Source organism: Kitasatospora sp. NPDC096204 (assembly GCF_044763205.1).
Lineage (GTDB): Bacteria > Actinomycetota > Actinomycetes > Streptomycetales > Streptomycetaceae > Kitasatospora.
The window spans coordinates 230,279-245,380 of record NZ_JBIWFT010000003.1; the positions used below are offsets into that span (position 1 = coordinate 230,279).

At 70.8% G+C, this 15,102-nt stretch carries 12 protein-coding genes; 5 read left to right on the forward strand and 7 right to left on the reverse strand.

All coding sequences use genetic code 11. The features are described 5' to 3' along the window. The first annotated feature begins 10 nt into the window (after positions 1-10). Positions 11-262: a WhiB family transcriptional regulator gene (locus ACIQ87_RS04455; RefSeq protein ID WP_014138019.1), complete on the forward strand. Its 252-nt coding sequence runs from the start codon at positions 11-13 to the stop codon at positions 260-262. 476 nt (positions 263-738) lie between these two features. On the opposite strand, the gene ACIQ87_RS04460 is transcribed toward ACIQ87_RS04455, so the two are convergent. The 7 genes from ACIQ87_RS04460 to ACIQ87_RS04490 all read right to left on the reverse strand — a co-directional run bounded on the left by ACIQ87_RS04460 (position 739) and on the right by ACIQ87_RS04490 (position 10,523). Beyond that, a complete protein-coding gene (locus tag ACIQ87_RS04460) occupies positions 739-2,259 on the reverse strand; it encodes a sensor histidine kinase (RefSeq protein ID WP_402401344.1) in 1,521 nt (506 codons plus the stop codon). A gap of 461 nt (positions 2,260-2,720) precedes the next feature. Next, positions 2,721-3,779, reverse strand: coding sequence for an SIS domain-containing protein (locus ACIQ87_RS04465; protein ID WP_402401347.1), 1,059 nt, complete (start codon positions 3,777-3,779; stop codon positions 2,721-2,723). 238 nt (positions 3,780-4,017) lie between these two features. Then, positions 4,018-5,298, reverse strand: a complete 1,281-nt coding sequence (locus ACIQ87_RS04470; RefSeq protein WP_402401350.1) for an extracellular solute-binding protein — start codon at positions 5,296-5,298, stop codon at positions 4,018-4,020. A 455-nt stretch (positions 5,299-5,753) separates the two neighbouring features. Further along, entirely contained in the window at positions 5,754-7,307 is a 1,554-nt protein-coding gene (locus ACIQ87_RS04475) for a glycoside hydrolase family 3 protein (protein ID WP_402401353.1), read from the reverse strand. A 6-nt stretch (positions 7,308-7,313) separates the two neighbouring features. Next, a complete protein-coding gene (locus ACIQ87_RS04480; RefSeq protein ID WP_392873278.1) occupies positions 7,314-8,144 on the reverse strand; it encodes a carbohydrate ABC transporter permease in 831 nt (276 codons plus the stop codon). Then, entirely contained in the window at positions 8,141-9,160 is a 1,020-nt protein-coding gene (locus ACIQ87_RS04485; protein ID WP_402401356.1) for a carbohydrate ABC transporter permease, read from the reverse strand. The genes ACIQ87_RS04480 and ACIQ87_RS04485 overlap by 4 nt, the downstream gene beginning before the upstream one ends. Positions 9,161-9,251: 91 nt before the next feature. After that, complete coding sequence (locus ACIQ87_RS04490) at positions 9,252-10,523, reverse strand: extracellular solute-binding protein (protein ID WP_402401359.1); 1,272 nt, start codon at positions 10,521-10,523, stop codon at positions 9,252-9,254. A gap of 337 nt (positions 10,524-10,860) precedes the next feature. On the opposite strand from ACIQ87_RS04490, the gene ACIQ87_RS04495 reads away from it, so the two are divergent. The 4 genes from ACIQ87_RS04495 to ACIQ87_RS04510 all read left to right on the forward strand — a co-directional run bounded on the left by ACIQ87_RS04495 (position 10,861) and on the right by ACIQ87_RS04510 (position 14,953). Continuing rightward, a complete protein-coding gene (locus tag ACIQ87_RS04495; RefSeq protein WP_402401362.1) occupies positions 10,861-11,652 on the forward strand; it encodes a GntR family transcriptional regulator in 792 nt (263 codons plus the stop codon). Between the two features lie 364 nt (positions 11,653-12,016). Then, positions 12,017-12,313: a DUF3311 domain-containing protein gene (locus ACIQ87_RS04500; RefSeq protein ID WP_402401366.1), complete on the forward strand. Its 297-nt coding sequence runs from the start codon at positions 12,017-12,019 to the stop codon at positions 12,311-12,313. Continuing rightward, positions 12,310-13,920, forward strand: coding sequence for a monocarboxylate uptake permease MctP (mctP, locus tag ACIQ87_RS04505; protein WP_402401369.1), 1,611 nt, complete (start codon positions 12,310-12,312; stop codon positions 13,918-13,920). Before ACIQ87_RS04500 ends, mctP begins: the two co-directional genes overlap by 4 nt. A gap of 154 nt (positions 13,921-14,074) precedes the next feature. Beyond that, positions 14,075-14,953, forward strand: a complete 879-nt coding sequence (locus tag ACIQ87_RS04510; RefSeq protein WP_402401372.1) for a histidine phosphatase family protein — start codon at positions 14,075-14,077, stop codon at positions 14,951-14,953. Positions 14,954-15,102 lie beyond the last annotated feature (149 nt).

Below are 15,102 nucleotides of genomic sequence, written 5' to 3' on the forward strand. Positions count from 1 at the left end.
TTGGACGACCATGGACTGGCGCCACCGCGCTGTCTGCCGCGAAGAGGACCCGGAGCTGTTCTTCCCGATCGGGAACACCGGTCCTGCTCTGCTGCAGATCGAGGAAGCCAAGGCCGTGTGCCGCCGCTGTCCGGTGATGGAGCAGTGCCTCCAGTGGGCGCTCGAGACCGGCCAGGACGCCGGCGTCTGGGGCGGCATGAGCGAGGACGAGCGTCGCGCGATGAAGCGCCGCGCCGCCCGCAACCGGGCCCGCACCGCCTGATCGCCCGGCGATCACACGCCGTAGCACCAGCAGTAACGCAGTACCGATCGACACATGATCAAAGGCTTCCCTGCACCTCCTGGTGAAGCCTTCCGCACAAAGGACCTCGCCCAGCCAGGTCCCGCGACACCGGACCCGCCCAGGCACTTGATACTGTTCACTTAGAGCAATATTGTGGAGCTATGGCGCTCACCGTGTGCAATGCACCGGCGAGGTGTCGCACCACCCAGAGCCCCCGTTCCGGCCGACTCCCCCCGACGGCCGGAACGGGTTGAGAGGCCCTGTCGACCCACCCCCCCCGGTCGACAGGGCCTCGTTTCTGTTTCCGCACCCGGTCCCGCACCCGGCCCCGCGCCTGGTTCCGCGCCCCGGTCCCGCGCTCCGCACGCCGGTGCGTGAAGCGTGCACCCGGCGCTTCCGCCGCGTGCACGCCCCCGTCGCACACCTTCGCGCACGTCGCGCACCTTCGCGCGGCCTCAGCGGACCGGGATCTCCAGGATCACCTTGGTCCCGCCGTTCGGGCCGGCCACCATGTCGAAGGTGCCGCCGAGCTCACCGGTGGCCAGCGTCCGGACGATCTGCAGCCCGAGGTTGCCCGCCGTCTTCGGGTCGAACCCCTCCGGCATGCCGCGGCCGTCGTCCTGCACCGTGATCAGCAGGTACTCCTCCGGCCGGGCGCCGCCGTTCCAGCTGTCCGACCAGCCCGCCCCGGTCGCCGGAGCCCGGCCGCGCAGCGCGCTGACCTCCAGGTTCCCGGAGGCGGTCGGGCCGAACGCGTGCTCCAGGGCGTTCTGGAGCAGTTCGGTCAGCACCATCGACAGCGGGGTCGCCACCTCGGCGGACAGGATGCCGAAGCTGCCGGTGCGGCGGGTCGCCACCCGGCCGTCCTGGGACAGCTCCATCGCCATCGCCAGCACCCGGTCGGCGATCTCGTCGAAGGCCACCCGCTCGTCCAGCGCCTGGGAGAGCGTCTCGTGCACGATCGCGATCGAGCCGACCCGGCGCACCGCCTCGTCCAGCGCGGCCCGGCCGGACTCCGAGTCCATCCGGCGGGACTGCAGCCGCAGCAGGGCCGCGACGGTCTGGAGGTTGTTCTTCACCCGGTGGTGGATCTCCCGGATGGTGGCGTCCTTGGTCATCAGCTCGCGGTCCCGGCGGCGCAGCTCGGTGACGTCCCGGCACAGCACCAGCGAACCCGTCAGGGTGCCCTTGGGCTTGAGCGGGATCGCCCGCAGGGTCACCACTCCCCCCTGCGCCTCGACCTCGGTCTGCCGGGGCGCCCAGCCGCTCGCCAGCTTCACCAGCGCCTCGTGGACGGCCGAGCGGGACGGCGGGGCGAGGTCGGCGGTGGCCCGGCCGAGGTGGCTGCCGACCAGGTCCGTGGTGAGGCCGAGCCGGTGGTAGGCGGAGAGGGCGTTGGGGCTGGCGTAGGTGACGATGCCGTCCGCGTCCAGCCGGATCAGGCCGTCGCCGACCCGGGGCGCGGCGTCCATGTCGGCCTGCTCGACGTCGGGGAACGGGAAGGAGCCCGCCGCGATCATCTGGGCCAGGTCGGAGGCGCTCTGGAGGTAGGTGAGCTCCAGCCGGCTCGGGGTACGGACGGTCAGCAGGTTGGTGTTGCGGGCGATCACGCCCAGCACCTTGCCCTCGCGCCGGACCGGGATCGACTCGACCCGGACCGGGACCTCCTCGCGCCACTCCGGGTCGCCCTCGCGCACGATCCGGCCCTCGTCGAAGGCGGCGTCCAGCAGCGGGCGGCGGCCGCGCGGGACGAGGTGGCCGACCATGTCGTCCTGGTAGGAGGTGGGCCCGGTGTTGGGCCGCATCTGCGCCACCGAGACGTAGCGGATGCCGTCCCAGGTGGGGATCCACAGCACCAGGTCGGCGAAGGAGAGGTCGGAGAGCAGCTGCCACTCCGAGACCAGGTGGTGGAGCCATTCCACATCGGCCCCGGTGAGGGTGGTGTGGCGGCGGACGAGTTCGTTCAGCGAGGGCACATGGCGAGCGTATCGCCGCCGGTCCGGGCGGGGCGCGGCGGACCTGCGAGCGGGCCTGCGGGCACGCCCGCGGGAGGGTCCGGGCGGGGTCCGGCGGGAGGCCCGGCGGGGTCCGGCCAGCCCCTGAGTTGTTTAGACCAATTTTCCGGGAGGCCTGGACAACCGAGATTGGTCTAGTCCACAATGAAAGAGCACCAAGGAGAGGCCCCCGCGCAACTGCCCTGACCGCGCGCGGCCCCTCCTCGGTCGGACGCCACTGATCGAGGACCCCGCACAGTTCTCGGCCGACTCCGGCGCCCGACGACAGCTCCGGGCTGCGGTGCCGCACGGGTTGAGGGTCCCGTGTCGGCGCCGTGGCCCGTAGTGCTTTCCACCCCCGGAACCACCTGTCCGCCGCTCAGGACGTCGGCCCCCGGTCCACAGGCGCGTGGACCGGGGGCCGACTCCTCGCCCGGGGCGGGCTACCGCGTCTCGGTGACCTTGGCCAGGGCGCGCGGGGCGTCCGGGTCCTGGCCGCGGGCGATGGTGACCTCGTAGGCCAGCAGCTGCAGCGGCAGGATCTCCAGGATCGGCTGCACCTCCTCGGGCACGCCGGCCGGCAGCGCGAAGCCCGCCGAGGCGGCGTCCACCTGCTCCTGCCGGCCGACCACCACCAGGTCCGCGCCGCGCCCGCGCAGGCGGTCCAGCACCGGTTGGAGGGCCTCGCCGCCCTTGCCGTCCGGGACGATCGCGATGACCGGCGAGACGTTGTCCACCATGGCCAGCGGACCGTGCAGCAGGTCCGCTCCGGAGAACGGGGTGGCCGGGATGTAGGTGGTCTCCATCAGCTTGAGCGCCGCCTCGCGGGCGGTCGGGTAGCCGTAGCCGCGCGAGGTGATCACCAGCCGCTGGGCGAAGCGGTAGCGCTCCGCCAGCGCCTTCACCTCGGCCCTGCGCGCCAGCACCCCGGCGGCCAGCCCCGGCAGGCCCTCGGCGGCCGAGCCGTCACCACCACGCAGCCCCTCGACCAGCAGGTAGAGCGCCAGCAGCTCGGCGGTGTAGGTCTTGGTGGCCGGCAGCGCCTTCTCCGGGCCGGCCAGCACGTCGATGTGGAACTCGGAGACCTCGGCCAGCGGCGAGGCGGCGTTGTTGGTCACCGCGAGGGTGATGGCGCCGGCCTCGCGGGCGGCCTTGGTGGAGGCCACCAGGTCGGGCGAGCCGCCGGACTGGCTGACGGTGACGACCAGGACGTCGGTGAGGTCCGGCTTGGCCCCGTACGCGGTGGTGGTGGACATCGAGGTCAGTCCGGCCGGCTTGCCCAGCAGGATCTCGATCAGGTACTTGGCGTACAGCGCGGCGTTGTCGGACGTGCCGCGCGCGGTGAGCAGGACGAAGCGCGGTTTGCGGGCGGCGATCTGCGCGGCGACCTCGCGGATCTTCGGGGCACCCTCGTCGAGGATGCGCTGGAGGACGGCCGGCTGCTCGGCCATCTCCGCCGCCATGATCCGGCCGGGGACGGAAACAGTCTGCGGGTCGGACATCTGGGTCTGCCTCCATGAGACGGTTCGACCCCGCGCGGGCGGCTGCCCGGCGGGGACCTCCACGGCGGCGAGTCCGCACACTCGCTGCGGTCCTTCGTGCGGCAATCCTACGGTCGCACCTGCCGCCGGGCACTCCGTCCGCGCGTGCCCCGCGCGGACGGAGTGCCCGGCCGGAAGCCGGAAGGACGCGCCCCTCCGGAGGCCGGAGGGGCGCACCACGACGGGCCGCGACGGAGGGTCAGGACGCCTTGTTGATCAGCTGGTCGATCGCGGCGTCGGCCTCCTTGGTGGCCTGGTCCACCGACTTGCCCTTGAGGATCGAGGCCAGCATGTCCGGGATGATCTTCTGCTTCTCGATCGCGCCCCAGCCGGGTGCCAGCGGGGTGAACCAGGCGTCCGGGACGGCGTTGGCCGCGGCGGCGGTGGTCGGCTTGTTCTTCAGCGGGTTCAGCTGGGTCAGGTTGTTCGGCAGGATGTCCTTGTCGGCCAGCGCCTGCTGGGACTTGGTGCCGGTGAACATCCGGATCCAGTCGGTGGCCGCCGCCGCCTGCTGGGACTTGGCGGTGAGGGCGAGGTCGGAGCCGCCGATGAAGGTCGGCAGCGGCTTGCCGTCCGGGCCGGGCATGGTGGCCACCTTGACGGCGTCCTTGAGGCTCGGGTCGCCGGTGACCGGCGCGGTGACGCTGGCCGCCTCGTAGCCGTTGCCGTAGAAGGACGCGGCGTGCCCGCGGGCCATCGACTCGAACTGGTTCTGCTCGTTGACCGTCAGGTCGCCCTTGTTGTACTTGCGCACCAGGTCGACGAAGTGGGCTATGCCCTGCTGGGACTTGGGGTCGTGCAGGGTGCCGTGCCAGTTGCCGGAGCCGTCGAACTTGGCGATGGCGCCGCCGTACGCGGCCACGTAGCTCATCGCGGCGTACCAGTACGGGCCGGGCAGGTAGAGCGGGGAGAAGGTCTTGTCGGCCTTGTTCCGGTCCGCGATCTTGTCCAGCGCGGCCAGCAGTTCCGTCTCCGTCTTCGGGAAGTCGGCGCTGCCGGTGGCCTGCTGGAAGGCGGTGGAGTTGTAGATGGCGACCCGGGAGCCGGCGTAGTAGGGCACGCACCAGAGCTTGTCCTGGTAGGTGCAGGTGTTGGCGAGCGCCTTGATCCAGCTGTCGGAGTTGTCGAAGGTGCCGCGGTCCACCGGGGCCAGCGCGCCGGAGAGCACGTACTTCATGGTCTCGGTGTTGCCCAGCTCGACCACGTCGGGGGCGCTGCCGTCGGCGATGGCCTTGTCGAGCTTGCCGACCTTGTCGGCCCAACCCTGGTAGACGAGCTTGAGGCTGATGTTCGGGTACTTCGCCGCGAACTCGTCGTTGACCCGCTGGACCAGGTCCGGCCAGTTCTTCTGGGCGTCGTCCATCAGCCAGACGGTGACGGTGCCGGCGGCGCCCTTCGCGTCCGCGGAGCCGGCGGGACCGCCGCCGGCCGCGGGCTTCGCGGTCGAGGAACAGGCCGTCAGACCGACTGCCAGTGCCATGGTCCCGAGCGTCGAGACGAGCTGACGCTTCTTCACGCCGTCCTCCGAGGGTTGTAGAGCCGTGTTGCCCGCCGGCAGCGTGATTGGCGCCCGTGGCGGAGAGTCCGGACAGGGGGCGGCGAAGAGCTTCGGGGAGGGCCGATACCACATCCGGCGAGGTTGAATCTCGAACCGGATGACTGGACTCTGGCCTAGACCATAGGTGGTGTCAACGACCAAAAGCCCTCCTCGGGGCGGCCGTTGCAGAGCTGTTGTACCGCGTGGCGGCCAGTCGCCGTTCCGTCACCCCAGGTGAAACTTAAGGTGGATTTAAGGCCCACTTGAGGGAACACGGTCACCCGGAGGATCCGCAGGTCGACGCGGGGAAACGGAACGGGCCCGCCATGCGACACGCGCATGACGGGCCCGTCGGCCGACGCCCACCGGACACGGCCGGTGACGCCTCGTCGGTCGGTTCAGCCGACCGCTCCCGGCTGTCCGGTGAGGACCTCCACGGCCGCCAGTCCGCAGACCCGGGCGGCGCCGTGGGTGGCGATGTGGAGGGCGCCGACCGGCTCGGACTGGGGCAGGCCCATCTCGACCACGGCGGCGTCCGGCCTGGCCGCCACCAGGCGGCCCAGCGCGGCGGACATCCACGCGTGCCGGTGCGCGTCCCGGACCACCAGCACCAGGCGGCGGCCCTCGGCGCCGGCCAGCAGCTCGCCGACCAGGGTGTCCAGCAGCTCCGGCGCGGCCTCGGCCGCCGACACCTCGCGGGTACGGGTGCCGGGGAAGCGGTCGGCCAGCATGCCGGCCACGCCCCACGGGGTGACGTCGCCGACCGCGATGTTCGGCTCGTCCGAGAACGAGGCCACGTACGGGCGCTCGCTCACCGGGGGCACCGCCAGGCCCGGCGCCCGGACCACCCGGAGCGCCCGGCGCGCGGCCCGCAGACCGACCGCCAGGTCCGGCTCGATCCGCTCGCCCTGGGCCGCGATCCGGCCCCAGCTGCCCAGCGCCCTGACCCGCTCGGCGGCGTCCGCCAGCCGCTCCTCGGCGAGCCGGCCGGAGCGCACGCCCGCCACGATGGCGTCGCGCAGCATCAGCACGGTCTCCTCGTCGGCGAGCCCGCCGCCGACGCAGATCGCGTCCGCGCCGGCCGCCAGGGCCAGCACGGTGCCCTCGCCCATCCCGAAGGTGTCGGCGATGGCGCCCATCTCGATGGCGTCGCTGACGATCAGGCCCTGGTAGCCCAGGCCGCCGTCGGCCGGGGCCGCGCGCAGCAGGTCGCGCAGCACGGCCGGGCTGAGGGTGGCGGGCAGCTTCGGGTCCAGCGCCGGGATCATGATGTGGGCGGTCATCACGGCCTTGGTGCCGGCCGCGATCGCCGCCTGGAAGGGGATCAGGTCGCGGGCCCGCAGCACGTCCAGGTCGACGTCGATGACCGGCAGGCCGTGGTGCGAGTCCACCGCGGTGTCGCCGTGGCCCGGGAAGTGCTTGGAGCAGGCGGCCACGCCGGCCGACTGCAGGCCCTCGACCCAGGCGGCGGTGTGCCGGGCGCACAGCTCGGGGTCGGCGCCGAAGGAGCGGACCCCGATGACCGGGTTGCGCGGGTTGGAGTTGACGTCCGCGGTGGGCGCCCAGTTGTAGTTGACGCCGGCCGCGGCCAGCGCCCGGCCCAGCTCGCGGGCGACGTCCCGGGTCAGCGCCGGGTCGTCGATCGCGCCGAGCGCGAGGTTGCCGGGCCAGGACGAGCCGGAGCCCGCCTCCAGCCGGGTGACGTCACCGCTCTCCTCGTCGATGGCGATCAGCAGGTCGGGGTTCTCGGCGCGCAGCGCCCCGGTGAGCGCGGACAGCTGGCCGAGGTCGACCACGTTGCGGTCGAACAGCGCGACCGAGCCGAGGCCCGCGGCGAGGTGGCGGCGCAGCCACTCCGGCGGCTCGGTGCCGACGAAGCCGGGCTGGAGGACGGTCAGGGCGTCACGGTGCAGCTGGTCGCTGTCCGGCACGGTGGGAACGAGGATGCTCACGTGGACTCAGCCCTTCACGGCGCCGTCGGTCAGTCCGTTGACCGCCTTGCGCTGCAGGAAGATGAACAGGATCAGGATCGGTACGGCGAACAGGGTCGACGCGGCCATGGTCGCGCCCCAGTCGGTGCCGAACGCGGTCTGGAACGAGGACAGCCAGAGCGGGAGGGTCTGCGCCGCCTCCTTCTTGTTCAGCATGTTGACCAGCGGGAACTCGTTCCACGCGGTGATGAAGCCGAACAGCGAGGTCGACATCAGGCCGGGGGCGAGCAGCGGGAAGATCACCTTCACGAAGGCCTGGGTGCGGGTGCAGCCGTCCACCATGGCCGACTCCTCCAGCTCCTTCGGCACGGCGGCGATGAAGCCGCGCAGCGTCCAGATCGTGAAGGGCAGCACCATCATCAGGTAGAAGGCGGTCAGCGGCACCAGGCTGTTGAGCATGTCGTTGTCGCGGACGATCAGGTACGCCGCGATGACCATGACCTCCCAGGGCGCCATCTGGGCGGCCATCACGACCAGGACGAAGCCCTTGCGGCCGCGGAAGCGCATCCGGGCGATCGCGAAGGCGGCCAGGGTGGCGATCACCAGCGAGCCGAGCACCGCGCCGACGGTGACGATCAGGCTGTTGGTGACGTACGTCCAGAAGTGCGGGACGTGCACGGCGCGGTCGAAGTGCTCGAACGTGCCGTTCAGCGGCAGGAAGACGGGGTCCCGGCTGACGATGTCCTTGTTCTGCTTGAACGCCGTCGTGAACATCCAGTAGACGGGGAACAGGAAGAAGACGAAGAGGACGACCGCGATCAGGTTCGGCCAGGTGCGTCCGATGAGCGAGCGCCTCACAGCTCGTCCTCCTGCTTGAGAATGATGCGGAAGTAGTAGGCCATCAGCGCGGCCAGCATCAGGATGGTGAGCACCGCGATCGCGGAGCCGACGCCGAAGCGCTGGGAGCCGATGCCCTCGAGGAAGGCGTGCACCGGCAGGGTGCGGGTCAGGCCGTCCGGGCCGCCCTTGTTGATCAGGTAGACCTGGGTGAAGGCCTTGAACACCCAGATGACCTCCAGGAAGGTCGTGGCCAGGAGGAAGGGCTTCATGATCGGGAAGATCACCGAGCTCCAGATCTTGCCCGCGCCGGCGCCGTCCATCCGGGCGGCCTCGTAGAGCTCCTTGGGGATCGTGGTCAGGCCCGCGTACATGTTGAACGCCACGAACGGGACCGACTGCCACACGATCAGCAGGATGATCACGAAGAAGGTGGAGTACTGGCCGCCGGTCCAGTTGAAGTGGGCCATGGAGTGCCAGCCCAGCTTGTCCAGGAACCAGTTGACGACGCCGAAGTTCTGGTCGAAGAGCCAGGTGTAGACGGTGGTCGCGGCGACCACCGGCATCGCCCAGGCCAGCAGCAGGGCGACCGAGAGCGCCAGCCGCATCCACTTGCCGAGGGTGTTGAGCAGCAGGCCGATCAGCGTGCCGAACACCATGATCAGCACGACGTTGACCGCCGTGAAGACCACCGTGCGCAGGGTGATCGTCCAGAACTCCGAGCCGGAGAGCTGGTCGGTGTAGTTGCCGAAGCCGTTCCACTCGGTCAGGTGCTGGATGAACTGCCGCTTGTTGAGGTTCTGGAACGACACCACGGCCGTCTCGACCAGCGGCCAGAGCAGCAGGACGAGGGTCACCGCGATGGCCGGCAGCAGCAGCAGGTAGGGGGCGAACCTGGACGCCACGCCGGGCCCGTCCGACGGTCTGCCGCCCCTGCTCGGGGTGCGCTCGGCACCGGGGGTGGTGGGCCTGGACGCCACCACGGAATTCGTTGACTCCGGGGACTGTGTCTGCACCCGTTCCGACTGCGCAGCCATCGCTCTCTCTTCCTTGCAAACCCGACCACGACGGAAGGCGCCGCCCACCGGCCCCCCGCCGGGAGCCGGTGAGCGACGCCGCTCGACTGCCTTACTGCTTCTGGTTGAGACGCTTCGCGATCTCGTCGTCGGCCTTCTTGGCCGCGGCGGCGTAGTCGCCGGTCAGCGCCGAGGTCAGGAAGTCCTTGATCGGGTTCGGCTCGTTCTCGACGTTGGTCCAGGTCGGGACGTTCGGGGTGGTCGCGCCGTTGGCCGAGGCCGGCAGGGCGGCCTTGGCGAAGTCGCCGGTGACCTTGTCGTTGAGCGCGACCTTGTTCGGGATGAGGCCGGAGGAGGCGACCATGCCCTCGTTCTTGTCGCTCATGGCGATCTTCAGGAAGCCCTTGGCCAGCTCGGGGTTCTTGCTCTGCTGGGCGATCGCCAGGTTCGAGCCGCCGAGGAAGACGCTGGACGGCTTGTCCGCGGTCTTGCCGGGGAGGGCGAAGTAACCGATCTTGTCGGCCGCCAGCTCCTCGGGCTTCGGGACCTCCCAGCCGAGGCCGATGATGGTGCCGATGTCACCCTTGGCGAAGACGTCCTTCTGCTGCGGGGTGGCCTCGTCCTTGTCCTTCGGGGCGGTGGCCGAGTAGCCCTGCAGCTTCTTGTAGGTCTCGAACGCCTTCTGGCCCTCGGGGCTCGACAGGCCGCCGACCCACTTGTCGCCCTCCTTCTTGGCGAGCTTGCCGCCCTCGCTCTGCAGCAGGCCGAAGTAGACGTACCACTCCTGACCGGGCATGTAGAGGGCGTCGTTGACGCCGGGGACGGCCTTGACCTTGTCCAGGTCCTGGTACAGCTCGTCCAGGGTCTTCGGCGGGGCGGCGATGCCGGCCTTGGTCCAGATGTCCTTGTTGTAGGTCACCACGCGGTTGGTGAAGTACCACGGGGCGGCGTACTGCTTGCCCTCGATGATCGAGGACTCGCTCAGGTTGGCGGCCCAGTCGGCACCGCCCAGGTCGGCCTTGTCCTTGGTGATGTCGAGCAGACCACCGGTGGCCGCGTAGCCCGCGGTCTGGGTGTTGCCGATCTCCAGGACGTCGACCGAACCCTCGGAGAGGGCGGCGGTGACCTTCTGGCCGATGCCGTTCCACTTCTGGGTCTGGATCTCCAGCTTGGCACCCGGGTAGGCGGCGGCGAAGTCCGCCTTGACGCTGTCCTCCCAGCCCTTGGGGGCCGAGCCGTCCATCAGCCACACGGTGAGGGTCTTGCCGTCGTAGTTCTTGGCCGCCGAGGAGGAACCGCCCTCCTTCTTGCCGTCCGAGCCGCAAGCCGCCACGCCGACGACCATTGCTGCGACGCCGACCGCCGCGATGAGCTGACGCTTCACGCCATCCTCCTGAGGGATGCCTGGGTTGCCCCCGTCGGGCGGCAGCGGCAGACCCACACAAAGCGGGGGGAATGGTGCCGCGGACCCCTTCGAACGGGTGGGGGGATTCATAGTTACCGGCCTAGTGGTGTAGACCAGCTGCCTGGAGCTTGGCCTAGACCAATGGGCCTGTCAACGGCTGTTCGACCGATCCCGACCACCCGTTATCAAGCCGACACCGCACATCGTTCATCGCGTGATGAGGTATTCGTTCCGTAGCCATACATGCAACGATGTGAGCCGTTAACGATGTGGCGGGGTCAGTGAGGACCTCGCGAGAAGCGGGAGAACAGGTCCGATGAGCAGCGACGGGGGATCCACCGCCCAGGTCAACGACCCCGAGGTGAACAGCCTCCCCACGCAGGCCGGCACCGATCCGACCGCGCGGGTCCCCAAGTACTACGGCCTGAAGCGGCACCTGCTGCAGCTCACCGAGACCCAGCCCGCCGGCACCCCGGTGCCGCCCGAGCGGGCGCTGGCCGCCCAGTTCGACACCTCGCGCACCACCGTGCGCCAGGCCCTCCAGGAGCTGGTCGTCGAGGGCCGCCTGGAGCGCATCCAGGGCAAGGGCACCTTCGTCGCCAAGCCCAAGGTCGCCCAGGCCCTCCAGCTGACCTCCTACACCGAGGACATGCGCGCCCAGGGCCTGGAGCCCGCCTCCCGGCTGATCGAGATCGGCTACATCACCGCCGACGACCGGCTCGCCCCGCTGCTCGACATCAAGCCGGGCGGCCGGGTGCTGCGGATCGAGCGCCTGCGGCTGGCCAACGGCGACCCGATGGCCATCGAGGTCGCCCACCTGTCCGCCAAGCGCTTCCCGGCCCTGCGCCGCAACCTGGCCAAGCACAACTCGCTGTACGCGGCGCTGCGCGAGGTGTACGGGGTCACCGTGGCCGAGGCCGAGGAGACCATCGAGACCACCCTGGCCAACCCGCGCGAGGCCGGCCTGCTCGGCTCCGACCTCGGCCTGCCGATGCTCCAGCTCTCCCGGCACTCCTTCGATGCCGGGGGCGAGCCGGTCGAGTGGGTCCGCTCGATCTACCGCGGCGACCGCTACAAGTTCATCACCCGGCTGAAGCGTCCGGAGTAGCCGCACTCCCCCACCGCACTTCGGGCACCGGCGCGCGCGACCCGCGCGCCGGTGCCTTTCGCGTTCCGCGACGGCTTTTCCCGGCCCCGCGCCGACAGCGCCTCTCCGTCGTACGTCCGCCGCGTTCCCGCCGGGCTCGCTCCCGCCGCATTTCCGCCGCACGGAGGGCGGACATCGGCCGCTCGCGTCCGACTGGCGGGAAGTTGCGTCAATTCCGGTGACATGGATCACCCCATGCTCTAGATTGCGCAGCCGTACAGACCTGACTGCCGATCACCGATGGTGCTGCTCGGCGGGCCCGTGCGGCGCTCGGCGCCGACCGGGCTGCGGCGCCGACGGGGAACCCTCCGGAGCGGAGCCGAAGATGCCGTCTGATCCCCTCACCGTCGAAGATGTCATGCCCGAGCCAGGCGGGAGGCCCGTCCCGGCGGTGACGCCCGAACGGGTGCTGGCCGGCCTGGCCCTGCTCGTGCCGATCGTCGCGATGCTCTGGGTGTCCTCGTACGACAAGAGCGACCCGGCAGCGGCCGGCATGCCGTTCTTCTACTGGTACCAGCTGCTCTGGGTGCCGGCGTCGGCCGTGTTCACCGTCGCCGCCTACCTGCTGATCAACCGGGACGAGAAGGCCCGCAAGGCGGCCCGGAAGGGCGGTGCGCGATGAAGGACGTCAACGTGCCGGCCCTCGTGGTCTTCGTGCTGTTCTTCGCCCTGGTCACCGTGATGGGCTTCCTCGCCTCGCGCTGGCGCCGCGCGGACAACGCGGCGCACCTGGACGAGTGGGGCCTGGGCGGGCGCAGCTTCGGCACCTGGGTGACCTGGTTCCTGCTCGGCGGGGACCTCTACACCGCGTACACCTTCGTCGCCGTCCCGGCGGCGGTGTACGCGACCGGCGCGGCGGGCTTCTTCGCGGTGCCGTACACGATCATCGCCTACCCGCTGGTCTTCCTCTTCCTGCCCCGGCTCTGGTCGGTCTCCCGGGTGCACGGCTACGTGACCCCGGCCGACTTCGTGCGCGGCCGGTACGGCTCGCGGCCACTGTCGCTGGTGGTCGCGCTCACCGGCATCCTGGCCACCATGCCGTACATCGCCCTGCAACTCGTGGGCATCCAGGCCGTGTTGGACGTGCTGGGGGTCGGCGGCGGGGAGAACGCCAACTGGTTCGTCAAGGACCTGCCGCTGTTCATCGCCTTCGGTGTGCTGGCCGCCTACACCTACTCCTCCGGCCTGCGCGCCCCGGCGCTGATCGCCTTCGTCAAGGACGCCCTGGTCTACATCGTGATCATCGTCGCGGTGATCTACATCCCGATCCGGCTCGGCGGCTACGGCCACATCTTCGAAGCCACCGCACAGCACTTCAAGGAGGCCAAGGCCGGCTCGCTGACCATCCCCGAGAACAAGCAGTGGACGTACGCCACGCTCGCCCTCGGATCGGCGATGGCGCTGTTCATGTACCCGCACTCGGTGACCGGCGTGCTGGCCTCCAAGTCCCGCAACACCGTGCGCCGCAACATGGCGATCATGCCCGCCTACTCGCTGATGCTGGGCCTGCTGGCGCTGCTCGGCTTCATGGCGGTCGCGGCGGGCGTCGGCAAGGGCGTCAAGGGCTACAACTCCCAGCTGTCGGTGCCCCAGCTGTTCGCGGACATGTTCCCGGACTGGTTCACCGGCGTGGCCTTCGCCGCGATCGGCATCGGCGCGCTGGTGCCGGCCGCCATCATGTCCATCGCGGCGGCCAACCTGTTCACCCGCAACGTCTACAAGGAGTGGCTGAAGCCCGCCGCCACCCCCGCCGACGAGACCCGGGTCGCCAAGCTGGTCTCGCTGCTGGTGAAGGTCGGCGCGCTGGTCTTCGTGCTCGGCATGGACAAGCAGGCCGCGATCAACCTCCAACTGCTGGGCGGCCTGTGGATCCTGCAGACCTTCGTGTCGATCGTCGGCGGCCTGTTCACCCGCTGGTTCCACCACTGGGCGCTGTTCGCCGGCTGGGCGGCCGGCATGGTGTACGGCACCTGGAAGGCGTACGGGATCGCCAGCCCCGCCACCAAGCACTTCGGCGGCAACTCGGCCGAGATCCCCGGCATCGGCGAGATCGGCTACATCGGCCTGACCGCCTTCGCGCTCAACCTGATCGTCTCGGTGGTGCTCACCCTGGTGCTGCGGGCGCTCAAGGCGCCGGAGCTCCCGGACGAGACCAGGCCGTCCGACTACAGCGCCGAAGCCGGCGACGACGAGCTGAAGAACGCGCCGGAGCCCGTAGCGGCGCACTGATTGACGCGGTACGCGCCCTGTGATCGCGCCGCCTTCTCCGTGAACACTGGAGGAGGCGGCGCGATCATATGTATGAACAGGCGTGCACGCCGGGCACCACCAGACCGGACCGGCATCCGGCCGGGACCTGATCGACCACGGGGAGCTCGCGGCCATGGCAGAACTCGGCACCACCCTCAACGGCCAGCACCAGTCCACCCAGAGCCAGCACCACCACGCCACCACGCAGGGCCAGCACGGCACCGCCCAGGCCCAGCACGGCACCGGCCACGGCCAGCACACCGGCGGTCACGGGCAGCACGCCGCCGCCCACCGCCCGTCGACGGCCGGCCGGCTGCCGTCCGTACTGATCGCCACCCGGCACGGGGAGTCCACCGCCAACGTCGAGTTCCAGCTCGCCGAGGCCGTCGGCGCCCTCAGCGTCCCGATCAGCTGCCGCGACGCCGACATCCCGCTGTCGCTGAACGGCCGGCGGCAGGCCCAGGCGCTCGGCCACTGGTGGGCCGCTCTGCCCAGCGCCGACCGCCCGCGCAGCGTCTGGTGCTCGCCGTACGCGCGCACCGCCGAGACCGCCCGGATCGCGCTCGCCCAGGCCGCCGGACTCGGCGCCGTCCCGGTCACCCTGGCCGTCCGCTACGACGAGCGGCTGCGCGACCGCGAACTCGGCGTCCTGGAGATGCTGCCCAAGGCCGCGATCGAGGCCAAGCACCCGGAGGAGGCGGCCCGGCGGCGCAAGATGGGCGAGCTGTACTACCGCCCGCCGGGCGGCGAGTCCTGGGCCGACGTCGCGCTGCGGGTGCGCAGCCTGCTGCGGGACCTCTGCGAGGAGGAGGCCGGACGGCCCGTCCTGCTGGTCGCCCACGACTGCACGGTGCTGATGCTCCGCTACGCGCTGGACCGGCTCACCGAGGAGCAGCTCACCGCGCTCGGGCCGGTGCACAACTGCTCCACCAGCCTCTGGCGGGCCCAGGACGGGCGGCTGCGGCCGGACGGCTGGAACGGGGTCGGGCACCTGGCGTTCGGGGAGGACTGACGGCCGCCCTCCCCGGCGGGCCACCCGGCGGGCCACCCGGCCGGTCGCCGGGCCGTCCAGCCGACCGTCCAGCCGGCCGTCCGCCCTGCCGCCCTCGGGGCCCGTTCGACCCCGGAGAACCGCCCCGCACCGGGCTCCGGCACACTGGC